Source organism: Sphingomonas sp. PAMC 26621, assembly GCF_000251145.1.
In the GTDB taxonomy this organism is placed as follows: Bacteria; Pseudomonadota; Alphaproteobacteria; order Sphingomonadales; family Sphingomonadaceae; genus Sphingomonas.
The window spans coordinates 114,628-129,711 of the sequence record NZ_AIDW01000021.1; the positions used below are offsets into that span (position 1 = coordinate 114,628).

The following is a 15,084-nucleotide window of genomic DNA, read 5'->3' on the forward strand; positions in this document are numbered from 1 at the left end:
AAGGACGCGATGCGCCCTTTCCTTGCGGTATGCAAACTAGGTTAAGAACTTGTGTAGCGAAGATATTCAAATTCCGAGGATTTTCATCCCGAACGGGGGGGGCTCTGGCGCCCGCCGCAGGCATCACCCCCGCGGGAAACGCCGATGGAACCGACCGTTTCCCGCAACCGGGCTTACGACCGGCCGAACACACTTCCCCGGCTCAAGGCGCGGACGCCGAGCTCGATCGCACCCAGCGGCCCGGCCATCCCGCCGAGTTCGGCCGGAACGACGAACGCCTCGATCGGCAGGAGTCCGCGCGCGCTGACATAGCCTGCGAGGCTATGGACGAGCTTCTCCTGGATCCGCGAGAACAGATGCGGTGTCCCGACCATCACCCCGCCACCCATCACGATCCGACGCGGGATCCCGGTCAGCACGAGCATGTGGCACAATTGCGCGAGCGCATGCGCGACCCCGTCCCACACCGGATCGTCCGCCGCGATATCCTGCGCCGCGGTTCCGGTGCGCGCGCGGATTGCGGTGCCCGAGGCGAGCCCCTCGAGGCAATCGCCATGGAACGGGCACGCCCCCGCCCAGTGGTCCCCCGCCAGCCGGACGGGGCGAATGTGCCCCAGTTCGGAATGCGTCAGCCCGGATACCGGCATCCCGCCGAGCACCAGACCGACGCCAAGCCCGGTCCCGACGGTGACATAGGCATGATCCGCGACGGTGCGCGCGGCACCCCAGCGGCCCTCGCCCAGTGCCGCGCCCGCAACGTCGCTGTCGAACCCGGTCGGCACCCCCGTCACGCGCGCCAGCCGCGCGCCGACATCGGTGTGCGACCAGTCCGGCTTGGGGGTGGCGGTGATGAAGCCGTGCGTCGGATCCAGCGGATCGAGCGACACCGGCCCGAAGCTCGCGATGCCGAGCGCCTCATACCCCGCCCAGCGGCCGAGCACGGCCTCGACCGCGTCGAGCGTTTCGGCGGGCGTCGTCGTCGGGATCGTCACCGTGTCCCGAACGTCGTCCGGCCCGCTGCCGAGCACGCAGATGACCTTGGTCCCGCCAAGCTCGACCCCTGCAACAAGCGGCGAGCTCATTCGACCGTCACCGACTTGGCGAGGTTGCGCGGCTGGTCGACATCGGTGCCCTTGATCACCGCGACGTGGTACGCGAGCAACTGCACCGGCACCGCATAAACGAGCGGCGCGATCAACGGGTGGACCTTGGGCATGGTGATCGTCGCGAGACAGCCGTCGCCGGCCGCCTGGATCCCGTCATAATCCGAGATCAGCACGACCTTTCCGCCGCGCGCCTGGACTTCCTGCATGTTGCTCACGGTCTTGTCGAACAGCGGCCCCGACGGCGCGATGACGATGACCGGCACATTCTCGTCGATCAGCGCGATCGGCCCGTGCTTCATCTCGCCCGCGGCATAACCTTCCGCGTGGATGTAGCTGATTTCCTTCAGTTTCAGCGCGCCTTCCAGCGCCAGCGGATAGTCGGTCCCGCGCCCCAGGTAGAGCACGTCGCGCGCCACCGCGATATGATGCGCCATCGCCTCGATTGCCTCGTCATACGCCAGCGCGCCGTTGAGCGCGGCGGGCGCTTCGGCGAGATGCCTGACGATCATCTTCTCCTCCGCCGGGCTGAGCTTGCCTTTCGCACGCGCGAGGTTGGCGGCAAGCGCGGCGAGCACCGCGAGCTGGCAGGTGAACGCCTTGGTCGAGGCGACGCCGATTTCGGGACCAGCGTGGGTCGGCAGCAAGATGTCGGCCTCGCGCGCCATCGAGCTGGTCGGCACGTTGACGACGACCGCGATCGTCTGCCCTTCGGCCTTGGCGTGGCGGAGTGCTGCGAGCGTATCGGCGGTCTCGCCCGACTGGCTGATGAAGAGCGCGAGACCGCCCTCCTCCATCACCGGCGCGCGGTAGCGGAACTCGGACGCGACATCGAGGTCGACCGGCACGCGCGCGAACTGTTCGAACCAGTATTTGGCGACCATGCCCGCATAGAAGCTCGTTCCGCACGCGACGATCGTCACGCGCTTGATCGTCGAGAGGTCGAACTCGGGGATCGGCAGCGTGACGCGTTCCTCCATCCGCTGGAGATACGAGCGCAGCGTCTGCGCGACGACGATCGGTTGCTCGTAAATCTCCTTGAGCATGTAATGCTTATGGTTGCCCTTGGACACGAGATCGCCGGTCACGCCCGAGATCGTGATCGCGCGGTCTACGGGGGTGTTGTCGCGGTCATAGACCTGCGCGCCGTCGCGCGTCAGCACGACCCAGTCGCCCTCGTCGAGATAGGCAATCCGCTGCGTCAGCGGCGCGAGCGCGAGCGCGTCCGAGCCGAGGTACATCTCGCCTTCGCCATGCCCGACGACCAGCGGCGAGCCGAGCCGCGCGCCGATCAGCAGGTCGGGATGCTGGCGGAACAGGATCGCGAGCGCGAACGCGCCGTGGAGCCGCGGAAGGATTTCGCGGACCGCCTCGATCGGGCCGAGCCCGGCCTCGACCTTCTCGCTGATCAGATGCGCGACGACTTCGGTATCGGTCTCGCTGGTGAAGGTGCGCCCGCGCGCGATCAGTTCGTCGCGCAGCGGCTTGAAATTCTCGATGATCCCGTTGTGGACGACCGCGACCTCGCCCGTCGCATGCGGGTGCGCGTTGTTGGTGGTCGGCCCGCCATGCGTCGCCCAGCGGGTGTGCGCGATCCCGGTCTTGCCCGGCAGCGGGTGCGCGGCGAGTTCGTTTGCGAGATTGATCAGCTTGCCCGACGCACGCCGCCGCTCGATCGCGCCGTCGAAGTCGGTCGCGATGCCCGCCGAGTCATAGCCGCGATATTCGAGCCGCTTGAGCCCGTCGAGCAGACGATCGGCCACGTCTTCGGTGCTCAGGATGCCAACGATGCCACACATGGAATGTCGTCCGGATTAGAGGAGATAGGGTACGCGGACCCCCGGCATGTTCACCGGGAAATCCTTTATATTGCGGGTCACTAACACGCGACCGTGAATTTGCGCTGAAGCAAGGATGACGGCGTCCGGCGACTTCAGGCGCGGTCGCTCGCGCCGCAATGCCGCCGCGCGCGCCGCGATCTCCGCGTCGATATCGTCGATCCCGAAACCCGTCATGAAGTGCTCGGCGCTCTTGAGACGATTGCCGATTCCCTTAGACATTACCTCGATCCAGACCATTCGGCTGAGCCAAGCGCGACCACCGTCATTCGATGCGCGCCGTATTTCGGTAAGCGCGGGCTCGAACCCGGCGAGCGCATCGATGACGATGTTCGAATCGAAGGTGAAGCCGCTCACTTGGACTGGGGGTATTTCGGTTCGGGATATTTCCCGGCGAGCATATCGAGATAAATTTGCCGTTGCCGATCGTCTTCGGCATCGAACAGATCGGGAAAGTCGGCTTTCACATCCTCATAATCGTCGTCCCACGGGCGGGTCCAGGAGGCACGCTCCCGACGCTGCCAGTCGACCGAATCCCCGATGTCGACACGATCTTTCCAGGCACCGAACCCAGCCTCGAGCCAGTCCTTGGGTGCCTCGGCGCGATAAGAGGACACGGCCTCGCGCAGGACCGACGCGCGCGACTTGCCCTGCTCGGCGGCACGGGCGTCGAGCCACCGGATATCATCGTCGGGAAGATCGGCGAGAATGCGGGTCATGCCATGTTGATATCACGACGGTATATCACGTCAAGACGTGCCCTTCCGCGCCGCCATCGCCGTGCGGAAGCGCTTGCCCCAGCCGGGCCGCGTTTCCTGTCGCGCGCGCGCCAGCGCGAGCGCATCGGCGTCGACATCGGCGGTAATTACCGATCCCGCGCCGACCGTCGCGCCCGCGCCGATCGTCACCGGCGCGACCAGCGCGGAGTTGGACCCGATGAACGCGCCCGCGCCGATCACCGTCTTGTACTTGAAGAAGCCGTCGTAATTGCAGGTGATCGTGCCCGCGCCGATGTTTGCGCCTTCGCCGACCTCGGCATCGCCGAGATAGGTCAGATGGCTTGCCTTCGCGCCAGCGCCGAGGGTCGCCTTCTTCATCTCGACGAAATTGCCGACCTTGGACTTTTCTCCCATTACCGCGCCGGGGCGGAGGCGGGCGAACGGACCGACCTCGGCGTTCGCGCCGATGGTCGCGCCCTCGATATGGCTGAACGCGTGGATCATGACGCCGTCCGCCACCGTCACGCCCGGGCCGAATACCACGTTCGGCTCGATCACCACGTCGCGGCCGATCTGCGTGTCGTGCGCGAACCAGACGGTTTCGGGCGCGATCAGCGTCGCGCCGTCCGCCATCGCGCGGAGGCGACGCTGCGCCTGCCAGTCGGCCTCGACCGCGGCGAGTTCGGCGCGGCTGTTGACGCCGGCGACTTCGCCCGCGCCGGTCTCGATCACCGCGGATGCCCGGCCATCGCCGGTGGCGAGCATGACGATATCGGGCAGGTAATATTCCCCCGCCGCATTGTCGTTGCCGACCCGCCCGAGCAACGCGAACAGGTCCGCGCTGCGCACCGCCATCAGGCCCGAATTGCACAGGTCGACCGCGCGTTCGGCGTCGGTTGCGTCCTTATATTCGACCATCTTCGCGATCACGCCGTCGTGCGCGACGATCCGACCGTAGGCGCCCGCATCCGCGGGACGGAAGCCGAGCACCACCGTCGCGGGCTGGTCGGGTGCATTCAGCCGGTCGAGCATCGCGCGCATCGTCGCGGTCGTCACCAGTGGCACGTCGCCGTAGAGGATCAGCACATCGCCATCGAAGCCGGCAAGCGCGGCCTCGGCCTGCGCGACCGCATGGCCGGTGCCGAGCTGTTCGGCCTGCAGCGCCGTCGCAATGCCGAGCGGGGCAACCGCCGCCTCGACCTGTTCGCGCCCAGCGCCGGTCACGACGACGGTCATCGCGGGGTCGAGCTGCGCGATGCTGTCGACCAGATGGAGCAGCATCGCGCGCCCCGCGATCGGATGGAGCACCTTGTGCAGGTCGCTCTTCATGCGGGTGCCTTTGCCGGCGGCAAGGACGATTGCGGCTACGGGACGGTTCATGGATCCATGCCCTGCCACGCGCGTCTTGCCAATTCCAGAGCAACGCTGTCACACAGGACCACATGGCGAAAATTTCATTCGATATCGTCGGGTTCGACCTGGACGGCACGCTGGTCGACAGCAGCGGCGACCTCACCGCCGCGGTCAACGACACCCTTGCTTCGGTCGGCCGTGCGCCGCTGACGGTCGATCAGGTCAAGACGATGGTCGGGGGCGGCGCGAAGCACATGCTGACGCAGGGGCTGGAGGCGACAGGCGGGGTCGAGGCGGATGAATTCCGCGCGCTCTACAAGCGGATGCTCGGTTATTACGGGGAGCATCTGTCGGTTCACACCCGCCCCTTCCCCGGCGCAGTGGCGGCGCTCGACGCGCTTACCGAGCGTGGCATCAAGGTCGCGGTCTGCACCAACAAGTTCGAATCGTTCGCGACCCGCCTGCTCACCGATCTGGGGCTGATCGACCGGTTCGCCTGCCTGATCGGCGGCGATACACTCGGCCCCGGTCTGTCCAAGCCCAATCGCGCGCCGATCGACGAAATGATTCGTCGGTCGGGCGGCGGGCGCGCGGCGTTCGTCGGGGATTCGATCTACGACATCATGGCCGCGCAGAATGCCGAGATCCCCGGAATTGCGGTAAGTTTCGGCTTCCTGCTCGAACCCGTCGAGCAGATGGGTGCGGATGCGGTGATCGATTCGTTCGACGAGCTGATCCCGACGCTGGAGCGACTGTCAGCCTGAGGAGGGCCCCGCGCCGCCCTTGCGCCACTTGGTCCACAGATGCCGCGCAAGCAGCCCCGGCGGCATCCGCAACCAGTGCGAGCGGACGTAGAACGCCATTCGCGTGGCCGGCCGCGTCGGGCGGCCCCAGCCGTCGCGCGCGGTGATACGGTAGAGATAGAGCCGGTCGGCGAGCGTCACGCGTTTCGCGTCGCCATATAGCGCCTCCGCCAGCCGCAGCGCCCGCGCCGTCTCGCGCTCCAGGCCATGGTGCCGTGCGCGCACCGCCAGCCCCTCGGTGCCAAATTCCGCGACCAGACACTGCACGTCCCACAGGTTGCGCATCCCCCCGGCGAGATCGCCATCCGCGAACAGATGCGCCGCCGCGTGGACCAGCCGGTCGTTCGGCGACAGCGCGAACATGCCCGGCGCAAGCTGCACGACGTCCGCGAGCAGCGCGGCGGGATCGGGCGTGATGCGCGCGGTCGGCGGGAGGATCGTGTGGTGGACGTCGATCATCCGGTCGCGATCGCGGTGGATCAGCGGGGGAAGCTCATGCATCCAGGTGCGGTAATACGCGTCGTCATACGGGTCTGGCTTGACCCATTCCCACCCCGCCGCGAGCAGCGCCGCCTCGACCGCGTCGATCCGGTCGCGCGGGACCAGAATGTCGAGATCGCCGATCGACCGGCCCATCCCGGCGCGCATCCCGCCGACCGCGAAGGCGGTGCCCTTGAGCAGGACCAACCGCGCGTCCAGCGGCGCGAGAACCCGGCGCGCGACCTCCGCCTCCCACAAGGCCACGACCTGCCCCTGCGCCGCCGACGCGCGCGCGTCGTCGAGGATCCGCGCGACCGAGACGGGGACGGCAATGCCGTCGAGCCGCCACGCGAGCGTGCCGATCATCTGTTCCGCCCGCGCCATCGCGATCAGCGCGTTCCACCCGTCCGGATCGAGCGTGACGACGCTTTCCGGCACCCGCAGCGCGCGCGCGAGCCGCCAGCCGGTCACAGCGCGGCCCATGCCGCCTCCACCTGATCGATCGCGCTTTCGGTATCGGGATAATCGATCGCGCGCGCGGGCACCGCCTTGACGAGGCCACCGAGTGCCGCGAACCCGCGTTCGCCCAGCGCGACATAATTGGTCGATGCCTGGGTCAGCCGGACGAACACCTCGCTTTGCGCGACGTCACGCTCGGCGCGCGCGTAGCCGAAGCTCGGGAACAGGATCAGCGCGGGCATCGCGGGCGTATCCATCGCCGCAACGGTCGTGGCGTCGGGAATGAGGTGGCGGATCGCGCCCTTCGGCGTCCCCGGCAGCATCGGCCCGAGCCGTCGTGCGGGAACTTCGGCGGCGACCGCGGCGATCCCGTCGTTCTTCAGGCTCACCAGCCGGGGAAAGGCGTGGAGCAGCCCCGTGACCGGATCGAGCAGCGCGAACTCGTCCCCCATCAATCGCCAGCCGCGCAGCGACAGCAGCGCCGCCAGCGTCGACTTCCCCGACCCTGACGCGCCCGTCAGCACCACCGCCTGCCCGTCGCGCGCGACCACCGCGGCATGGAGCAGCAGATACCGCCGCTGCCCGAGCGCCATCTGCAGGTTCATCCCCATTTCGGCGGCGAGCAACCCCTGCGCGAGCGGCAGCGGCGCGGCTTCGGGCAGGACGTAATCGCCGCCGATCATCACCGCCGGGCGGATTACCCGCCGCCACGGCCGCGCCGCGAACAGCCGCACCGAAAAATCGGCGACCCCGCCATGCGGCGCGGGATAGTCCGCATAGAGCCGTTCCAGCTCGGCGATGGGCGCGCGCCAGTCCGAGCCGATCCGGAACCCGACAGGGCCGACCCGCACCGAAAAGACGTGCCGCATCGTCAGCCCACCCGCTCGCACGCGACCAGCCCGGTCGCGACGAGCTCGTCCAGTCGCGCGCCGAGCGCGTGTTCGTCGGCATCCTCGAGCGCATAGTCAGCGCGCAGTTTGGCCAGCAGCGCGGCGCGGGTCAGCCCGGCCTCGCCCAGCGCAGCGAGGATCTCGGGCGCGGGCGCCGCGAGCAGATGGGTGATGCCCGACGCGCGATGATAGAGTGCGGTGAAGCTGTCGATATGGAGGATGTCGAGCGTCTCGGGCCGCGCCATGCGGTACAGCGGCGCTGCGGCGCGCGACGGCATGCGGCTCAGCCGCGCGGCATCTGCAACGACGCAAAGCAGGTGAAGCCACTCGTTCCCGATTGCAGACGCCGGATATAGTTGGTGTAGGCGCGGCTCTGGGTCGCGTTGGTGCCGGGCAACTGCCCGCCGGCCAGCGCGGTGCGGACGTCCTCGCCCTTGAACGAACGGCCCGGCGGCGCGAACGCCCCCGCGGTGCCTGCCGGAACCGTGCTGCCATCGGCGGCGATGTAGCTCCCCGCGCGCCCCGCGTCGGGGACCGGGATCTCGCAGGTCGCGATCGACGCGGTCGTCGCGGCGAGCGCGGGGCGGATCGACACCACCGCCGCCGCCGAGGCTGCGCCGAGCATCAGCGCGCGCCGTCGCGCGGGTGCGGGGACATCGGGCGTATCGTCGTTCATCGCATCAAGCCCTTTCACATTCGCGATTCGCTGGCAAGCACGGCCGCGGCGTTAACCCCCTTTCGCGTCTCGCGACGGCACAGGGGCGCTTCCGCCGCCGCGCAACTGCGGCTAAGGCGCTGGCAGTTGCAGGGGTTCGGGTCTCGCACGGTCATCGCCATCGGGCTCGTCGTCATCGCGGCGATCGCGGTGTTTTTGCTCGAATGGAATTTGCAGGCCGCGATCATCACGCTGGTCGGCGGGGTCGCCGCGGCGCTCGCCGCGACCGGGACCGGCGACCAGCCGATCGAGACACCGCGCCCGATCGAAGTCACCCCGCCCCCGCCCCTGCCCGAGTTGCAGGAAGTGATCGAGGCCGTCCTGGGCCCGGTGCTGATCGTCGCGGAAGGTCGCGTCACGCACGCCAATGCCGCCGCGCTCGAACTGCTCGGCAAGCATATCGTCGGGGAGGACGTGCGCGTTGCGATCCGCCATCCCGGTGCCGCCGAACGGCTCGCCAGCCCGCTCGCCGGAATGCCGCAGGGGCCGACCAACCTGGTCGGGCTGGGCGCGCTCGACCAGCATTGGGAAATGCACGTCAGCCGGGCCGCCGGGGGGCAGCGGATCGTCCACCTGATCGACCGCACCGGCAATTATGCCGCCGAGCGGATGCGGGTCGATTTCGTCGCTAACGCAAGCCACGAGCTGCGCACGCCGCTTGCGTCGATCCTCGGCTATATCGAGACGCTGGGGGACGACAAGGCGGGCGAGGATGCGCAGGTGCGCGGGCGTTTCCTCAAGATCATGTTCGACGAGGCGCGGCGGATGCAGCGGCTGGTCGAGGACCTGATCTCGCTCAGCCGGATCGAGGCGGAGAAATACCGCCTGCCCGACCGTGCGGTCGATCTCGGCGAACTGATCGGCGAAGTCCGGTCCGAGCTGCTCGACGCCCAGAATGCGCGGAGCAACGATATCGTCGCGGACCTCGACCTCGGGGTCGCCGCGGTGGCGGGCGACCGCGCGCAGCTCAGCCAGGTGCTCCACAATCTCATCGGCAACGCGATGAAATACGGGCGCGCCGGAACGCCGGTGACGGTCAAGCTGTGGAGCGACCGGGTCGGGATGGTGCGGATCAGCGTCGCCGACGAAGGCGAGGGAATCGCGCCCGAACATATCCCGCGGCTGACCGAGCGTTTCTATCGCGTCGATCCCGGCCGCAGCCGTGCGGCGGGCGGCACGGGACTCGGCCTCGCGATCGTCAAGCACATCATCGAACGGCACCGCGGGCGCTTCGACATTGCCAGCACCGTGGGCAAGGGCACGACCGTCACGCTCATGCTGCCGCCGCACGGCAAGGCTGCAATGCCCTTCCCCGTCGCGCTTTCGTAGCCCGCATTTCCCCGCCGACTGTCATCAAACGGTAACGACAACGTCACACAGGCATTTGCGTGAGGGTGGTACGCGACTCCGGGGGCCACAGTTTCGACATCCGAGTCCACGGCCCGAGGGGAGATTCCATGAACCGCACACACGCGACAATCGCCAAGACCTTCAGCCTGTTGTGCGCGGCAACCGCGATTCTGCCATTGGCTGCTTGTCAGGATCAGGCGAATGGCGGCGGCGCCGGCTCGCGCGATCACATCACGGTCGTCGGCTCGTCCACCGTGTTTCCCTTCACCACCATCGTCGCCGAGCAGCTCGTCAACCAGACCCCGGGGATGAAGGCCCCCGCGATCGAATCGACCGGGACCGGCGGCGGGATGAAGCTGTTCTGCGCCGGCGTCGGCGCAGCGCACCCCGACATCGAGGACGCGTCGCGCCGGATCAAGGCGAGCGAGTACAAGACCTGCCTCGACAATGGCGTATCGAAGATCCTCGAGATCCAGGTCGGGCTCGACGGGATCGCGTTCGCCGAGTCCAAGGCCGGACCCAAGCTCCAGCTGACCGCGGTCGACCTGTATCGCGCGCTCGCCGCGACGCCGAACGGGCAGCCCAACACCGCCAAGACCTGGAAGGACGTGAACGCGTCACTCCCGGCGGTGCCGATCCAGGTCTATGGCCCGCCCTCGACCAGCGGAACGCGCGACGCGCTCGCCGAGCTGATCCTCGCGCGCGGGTGCGACGCGATCAACCCCAGGATGGCGGACCTCAAGGACAAGGATCACGCAGCCTATGCGAAGGGCTGTACCGCGATCCGCGAGGATGGTGCCTATGTCGATGCGGGCGAGAACGACAATCTGATCGTCCAGAAGCTGCAATCGAACCCCAATGCGATCGGCATCTTCGGCTATTCCTATCTCGAGCAGAACAAGGACAAGCTCAACGGCGTCCCGCTCAACGGGGTCGAGCCGACCTATGAGACGATCGCGCGCGGCGCCTATCCGGGCTCGCGCCCGCTGTATCTCTACGTCAAGGCGGCGCATCTCACCGCGATCAAGGGCTTGCGTGAATTCCTCGCGCTGTACGCCAAGTCGTGGGATCCGAACGGGCCGCTCGTCGCCAAGGGCCTGATCGCCGCACCCGAGGACGTGCGCAAGCGCAGCGCGGAGATCGTCAAGAACGAGACGCTGCTCGACCCGTCGAAACTGCTCTGACCCGTTCCTCTTATCCTAGAACGAGCCTGATTTAGTGTCCTTCCTCGCACTTTTCCTGGTCATGGCCGGGCTTGGGCTGATCGGCTGGCTGACCGCGCGGATGCGCGCGGTCGCCTTCCGGCGCGGCAGCACCGCGCGCTTCAGTTCGCTGCCCTCGCACTTCGGCGGCTATGTCGCCCTGTGGACGATCGTGCCTGCCGCCTTGTTCCTCGCGGTCTGGGCGGCGACCTCGCCCGCGCTTGTCACCAACAGCGTGCTCCACGATCCCGCCGCCGCGCTGCTGCCGCCGCAGGGGTTCGACCGCGCGGCGATCCTGTCCGAGGCGCGCAGTCTGGCTGCGGGTCGCAGTTTCGGCGCGTTCAACCCGTTGTCGCAGAAGCTCGCGCCCGCTTACGCCGCCGCGCAGACGCGGATCGACTGGATCGGGACCGCGGTCGCGCTGCTGCTGGCGTTCGCCACCGGTGGCTTCGCCTTCACCCGCGTCCGCCCCGATTTCCGCGCGCGGACCAAGATCGAGTTCGTCGTGATGGGCGCGTTGCTCTGCGCCTCGCTGATCGCGATCCTGACGACGCTTGGGATCGTGGCGTCGCTGCTGTTCGAATCGTGGCGCTTCTTCGAAGTGGTCCCGATCACCGATTTCCTGTTCGGCACGCACTGGAGCCCGCAGGTGATCGACCCGGCGCACCCCGGCGCGACGCTCGGCGCTGTGCCCTTGTTCTGGGGCACGTTCCTGATCGGCGCGGTGATCGCGATGATCGTGGCGATCCCGTTCGGTCTGATGAGCGCGGTGTATCTCACGCAATATGCAACCGCGTCCGCCCGGCGCTGGATGAAGCCGATCCTCGAGGTGCTCGCGGGCGTGCCGACCGTGGTCTACGGCTATTTCGCGGCGCTGACGGTGGCACCTGCGGTCCGCGATTTCGCGGTGTCGATCGGGATTACCTTGGCGAGTTCCGAAAGCGCGCTGGCCGCGGGGCTGGTGATGGGGGTGATGATCATCCCGTTCGTCTCCTCGATGGCGGACGATTCGCTCGCCGCGGTGCCCGGCGCGATGCGCGACGGCAGCCTTGCGATGGGCGCGACCTCGTCCGAGACGATCCGCCGCGTGCTACTGCCCGCCGCGCTCCCGGGCGTGGTCGGCGGTGTGCTGCTCGCGGTATCGCGCGCGATCGGCGAGACGATGATCGTCGTCATGGCCGCGTCGGGCGTCGCCACGCTGACGCTCAACCCCTTCGCCAGCGCGACCACCGTGACCAAGCAGATCGTCGACCTGCTGACCGGCGAGGCCGAGTTCGACAGCCCAAAGACGCTCGCCGCCTTCGCGCTCGGGCTCACGCTGTTCGTCATCACCCTGCTGCTCAACATCGTCGCGTTGACGGTCGTCAAACGGTACCGTGAAGCTTATGAGTGAATCCCTCGTCGCCCAGGTGCCGGTCGGCACAGCCGAGCCGCAGGAGCGTGCGCCGACCGACTGGCGGACGCAGTCGATGCAGCGCCGGATCCGCCAGCGCTATGCCGCCGAGCGGCGCTTCCGGTTGCTCGGGCTTGCCGCCGTGGTGATGTCGGCGGGGTTCCTCGCGGTGCTCCTCGTCACGATGGTCTATAACGGCGCGAGCGGCTTCCTGCAGACGCAGGTCGCGCTGCCGGTCGATTTCGCGCGCGCCGGGCTGATGCTCGACCCGGCGCAACTCGAGGGACCGGGCGCGGATCTCGCGCTGGCGGGGGCCGGCGTCGAGCCGGCGACCCGCGCCGCCGCGATCGCCGCTTATGGCAAGGATGGCGACAAACTGCTGTCCGATGGCGCATGGCTTTCGGTCCGCGCGGCGATCAAGCACGATCCTGCGATCCTGAAGGGCCGCAGCATCGTCTGGGTTCCTGCAGCGGATTCGATCGACATCGCGGCCAAGCGCACCGGCACGCCCGAGGACGAGGCGACCGTCGCGCGGCTGAAGGCGAAGACCGCGATCTCGACCGGGTTCAACCTTCCCTTCCTAACCTCGTCGGACTCGACCGACCCGACCCGCGCGGGGATCTGGGGCGCGCTCAAGGGCTCGATCTTCACGATGGTGGTGACGTTGCTGATCGCCTTCCCGGTCGGCGTGCTGTCCGCGCTCTATCTCGAGGAATATGCGCCGCGGAACCGCTGGACCGACCTGATCGAGGTCTCGATCAACAACCTCGCGGCGGTCCCGTCGATCATCTTCGGGCTGCTCGGGCTCGCGGTGTTCCTCGGCACGTTCGGGCTGCCGCGCTCGGCGTCGATCGTCGGCGGGCTGACGCTCGCGCTGATGACGATGCCGGTGATCGTCATCGCCGGGCGCAATGCGATCAAGGGCGTCCCCCCGTCGATCCGCGATGCCGCGTTCGGTGTCGGCGCGAGTCCGGTGCAGGTGGTGTTCCACCACGTCCTGCCGCTCGCGCTGCCGGGCATCCTCACCGGCACGATCATCGGCATGGCGCGCGCGCTCGGCGAGACCGCGCCGCTGCTGATGATCGGGATGCGCGCGTTCATCTCCGCGCCGCCTGCGCGCCTCAGTGACCCGTCGACCGTGCTGCCGGTCCAGATTTTCCTGTGGTCCGACCAGATCGACCGCGGCTTCGTCGAAAAGACCAGCGCGGCGATCATCGTGCTGCTCGTCTTCCTGCTCGCGATGAACGGCTTCGCGATCTACCTCCGCAACAAATTTGAGACCCGCTGGTGAGCATTCCCAACCAACACAAGATCTGCGCGAAACGGGTCAACGTCTTCTACGGCGCGAAGAAGGCGATCGACGACGTGTCGCTCAACTTCGACCAGCGCTACGTCACCTCGCTGATCGGTCCGTCCGGCTGCGGCAAGTCGACGTTCCTGCGCACGCTCAACCGGATGAACGACACGATCCCGAGTGCGCGTGTCGAGGGCGACATCACGCTCGACGGCGAGGACATCTACGCGCCGTCGATGGACGTCGTGCAGCTCCGCGCGCGCGTCGGGATGGTGTTCCAGAAGCCCAACCCGTTCCCCAAATCGATCTTCGAGAACGTCGCCTACGGCCCGCGGATCCACGGCCTCGCCTCGAACAAGGCGCAGCTTGGCGAGGTCGTCGAGCAGTCGCTCCGCCGCGCGGGTTTGTGGGACGAGGTCAAGGACCGGCTCAGCGACAGCGGCACCGCTTTGTCGGGCGGGCAGCAGCAGCGGTTGTGCATCGCGCGCGCGATCGCGGTCGACCCCGAGGTGATCCTGATGGACGAGCCGTGCTCCGCGCTCGATCCGATCGCGACCGCCAAGATCGAGGAGCTGATCCACGAGCTCAAGGGCCGCTATGCGATCGTGATCGTCACGCACAACATGCAGCAGGCCGCGCGCGTGTCGCAGCGGACCGCCTTCTTCCATCTGGGGACGCTCGTCGAATATGGCGCGACCTCGGACATCTTCACCAATCCGCGGCAGGAACGCACCAAGGATTACATCACCGGCCGCTACGGCTGAGGCGAGACATTATGCCCACCAACGAACATACGATCAAAGCCTTCGATGCCGAAATCGGGCAGCTGCGCGGTCTCATCGCGCAGATGGGCGGGCTCGCCGAGCAGGCGATCGGCGCCGCAATGGAAGCGCTGCGCCTCCACGACCTCGAAGGTGCGCGCGCGATCATCGACGGCGACAAGCGGATCGACGCGCTCGAGATCGAGGTCGAGCAGCTCGCGGTGCGGATCATCGCGCTGCGCGCGCCGCTCGCGGACGACCTGCGCGAGGTCGTCGCCGCGCTCAAGATTGCTGGCGTGGTCGAGCGGATCGGCGATTACGCCAAGAACATCGCCAAGCGCGTGCCCACGATCGAAAGCCACGGCGAGATCGAACCGCTGTCGGTGCTCCCCGCCATGTCGGTGCTCGCGGTGCAGATGGTCCACGACGCGCTCGACGCCTTCGCGGCGCGCGATGCCGCCGCCGCGGTCGAGGTCTGCGCGCGCGACCGGCAGGTCGACGACTTCTACAACAGCCTGTTCCGCGTGCTCGTGACGCACATGATGGAAAATCCCAAGACGATCGGTCAGGTCGCGCAGTTGCTCTTCATCGCCAAGAACCTCGAACGTGTCGGGGATCATGCGACGAACGTTGCCGAAATGGTGTATTTCGCGGCGACCGGCACCCACATGGTCGAACGCGACCGTGGGCCAATGTCCTATTTAACGCCGACCGCTTGAAGGAG

16 protein-coding genes are annotated in these 15,084 nt (G+C 67.7%); 7 read left to right on the forward strand and 9 right to left on the reverse strand.

What is annotated here, in order from left to right; genetic code table 11:
* Positions 1–173: 173 nt before the first annotated feature.
* The 5 genes from RI03_RS12060 to glmU are packed head-to-tail and all read right to left on the reverse strand — an operon-like array spanning position 174 to position 5,040.
* A complete protein-coding gene (locus tag RI03_RS12060; protein WP_010217655.1) occupies positions 174–1,082 on the reverse strand; it encodes an ROK family protein in 909 nt (302 codons plus the stop codon).
* Positions 1,079–2,902, reverse strand: coding sequence for a glutamine--fructose-6-phosphate transaminase (isomerizing) (glmS, locus tag RI03_RS12065; RefSeq protein ID WP_010217657.1), 1,824 nt, complete (start codon positions 2,900–2,902; stop codon positions 1,079–1,081). Before glmS ends, RI03_RS12060 begins: the two co-directional genes overlap by 4 nt.
* A gap of 15 nt (positions 2,903–2,917) precedes the next feature.
* Positions 2,918–3,298, reverse strand: a complete 381-nt coding sequence (locus tag RI03_RS12070; RefSeq protein ID WP_010217659.1) for a PIN domain-containing protein — start codon at positions 3,296–3,298, stop codon at positions 2,918–2,920.
* A complete protein-coding gene (locus tag RI03_RS12075) occupies positions 3,295–3,660 on the reverse strand; it encodes a ribbon-helix-helix protein, CopG family (RefSeq protein WP_010217661.1) in 366 nt (121 codons plus the stop codon). Before RI03_RS12075 ends, RI03_RS12070 begins: the two co-directional genes overlap by 4 nt.
* 30 nt (positions 3,661–3,690) lie before the next feature.
* A complete protein-coding gene (gene glmU / locus RI03_RS12080; protein ID WP_010217662.1) occupies positions 3,691–5,040 on the reverse strand; it encodes a bifunctional UDP-N-acetylglucosamine diphosphorylase/glucosamine-1-phosphate N-acetyltransferase GlmU in 1,350 nt (449 codons plus the stop codon).
* Between the two features lie 62 nt (positions 5,041–5,102).
* Here glmU and RI03_RS12085 point away from each other — a divergent pair, with 62 nt between their 5' ends.
* Entirely contained in the window at positions 5,103–5,777 is a 675-nt protein-coding gene (locus RI03_RS12085; protein ID WP_010217663.1) for an HAD-IA family hydrolase, read from the forward strand.
* Here RI03_RS12085 and RI03_RS12090 read toward each other — a convergent pair.
* Genes RI03_RS12090 through RI03_RS12105 form a run of 4 tightly spaced genes read right to left on the reverse strand, consistent with a single transcriptional unit; the run spans position 5,769 to position 8,321 of the window.
* The gene (locus RI03_RS12090) at positions 5,769–6,779 is read right to left on the reverse strand and encodes a nucleotidyltransferase domain-containing protein (protein WP_010217664.1); all 1,011 of its coding nucleotides are present in this window, start codon (positions 6,777–6,779) and stop codon (positions 5,769–5,771) included. The genes RI03_RS12085 and RI03_RS12090 overlap by 9 nt on opposite strands.
* Entirely contained in the window at positions 6,764–7,624 is an 861-nt protein-coding gene (locus RI03_RS12095) for an HprK-related kinase A (protein WP_010217665.1), read from the reverse strand. The genes RI03_RS12090 and RI03_RS12095 overlap by 16 nt, the downstream gene beginning before the upstream one ends.
* A gap of 2 nt (positions 7,625–7,626) precedes the next feature.
* Positions 7,627–7,923, reverse strand: a complete 297-nt coding sequence (locus RI03_RS12100; RefSeq protein ID WP_010217666.1) for an HPr-rel-A system PqqD family peptide chaperone — start codon at positions 7,921–7,923, stop codon at positions 7,627–7,629.
* Between the two features lie 5 nt (positions 7,924–7,928).
* On the reverse strand, positions 7,929–8,321 hold the full coding sequence (locus tag RI03_RS12105) for a hypothetical protein (RefSeq protein WP_010217667.1): 393 nt from the start codon (positions 8,319–8,321) through the stop codon (positions 7,929–7,931).
* A 126-nt stretch (positions 8,322–8,447) separates the two neighbouring features.
* Here RI03_RS12105 and RI03_RS12110 point away from each other — a divergent pair, with 126 nt between their 5' ends.
* The 6 genes from RI03_RS12110 (at position 8,448) to phoU (ending at position 15,079) form a co-directional block, all read left to right on the forward strand.
* Positions 8,448–9,689: an ATP-binding protein gene (locus tag RI03_RS12110; protein ID WP_010217669.1), complete on the forward strand. Its 1,242-nt coding sequence runs from the start codon at positions 8,448–8,450 to the stop codon at positions 9,687–9,689.
* A gap of 128 nt (positions 9,690–9,817) precedes the next feature.
* Positions 9,818–10,894, forward strand: a complete 1,077-nt coding sequence (locus RI03_RS12115; RefSeq protein ID WP_010217670.1) for a substrate-binding domain-containing protein — start codon at positions 9,818–9,820, stop codon at positions 10,892–10,894.
* A 34-nt stretch (positions 10,895–10,928) separates the two neighbouring features.
* Positions 10,929–12,305 carry a phosphate ABC transporter permease subunit PstC gene (gene pstC / locus RI03_RS12120; protein WP_010217671.1) on the forward strand — a complete coding sequence of 459 codons (1,377 nt, stop codon included), beginning with the start codon at positions 10,929–10,931 and terminating at the stop codon, positions 12,303–12,305.
* On the forward strand, positions 12,298–13,596 hold the full coding sequence (gene pstA, locus RI03_RS12125) for a phosphate ABC transporter permease PstA (protein WP_010217672.1): 1,299 nt from the start codon (positions 12,298–12,300) through the stop codon (positions 13,594–13,596). The genes pstC and pstA overlap by 8 nt, the downstream gene beginning before the upstream one ends.
* On the forward strand, positions 13,593–14,363 hold the full coding sequence (pstB, locus tag RI03_RS12130) for a phosphate ABC transporter ATP-binding protein PstB (RefSeq protein ID WP_010217674.1): 771 nt from the start codon (positions 13,593–13,595) through the stop codon (positions 14,361–14,363). The genes pstA and pstB overlap by 4 nt, the downstream gene beginning before the upstream one ends.
* An 11-nt stretch (positions 14,364–14,374) precedes the next feature.
* On the forward strand, positions 14,375–15,079 hold the full coding sequence (gene phoU, locus RI03_RS12135; RefSeq protein ID WP_010164455.1) for a phosphate signaling complex protein PhoU: 705 nt from the start codon (positions 14,375–14,377) through the stop codon (positions 15,077–15,079).
* Positions 15,080–15,084 lie beyond the last annotated feature (5 nt).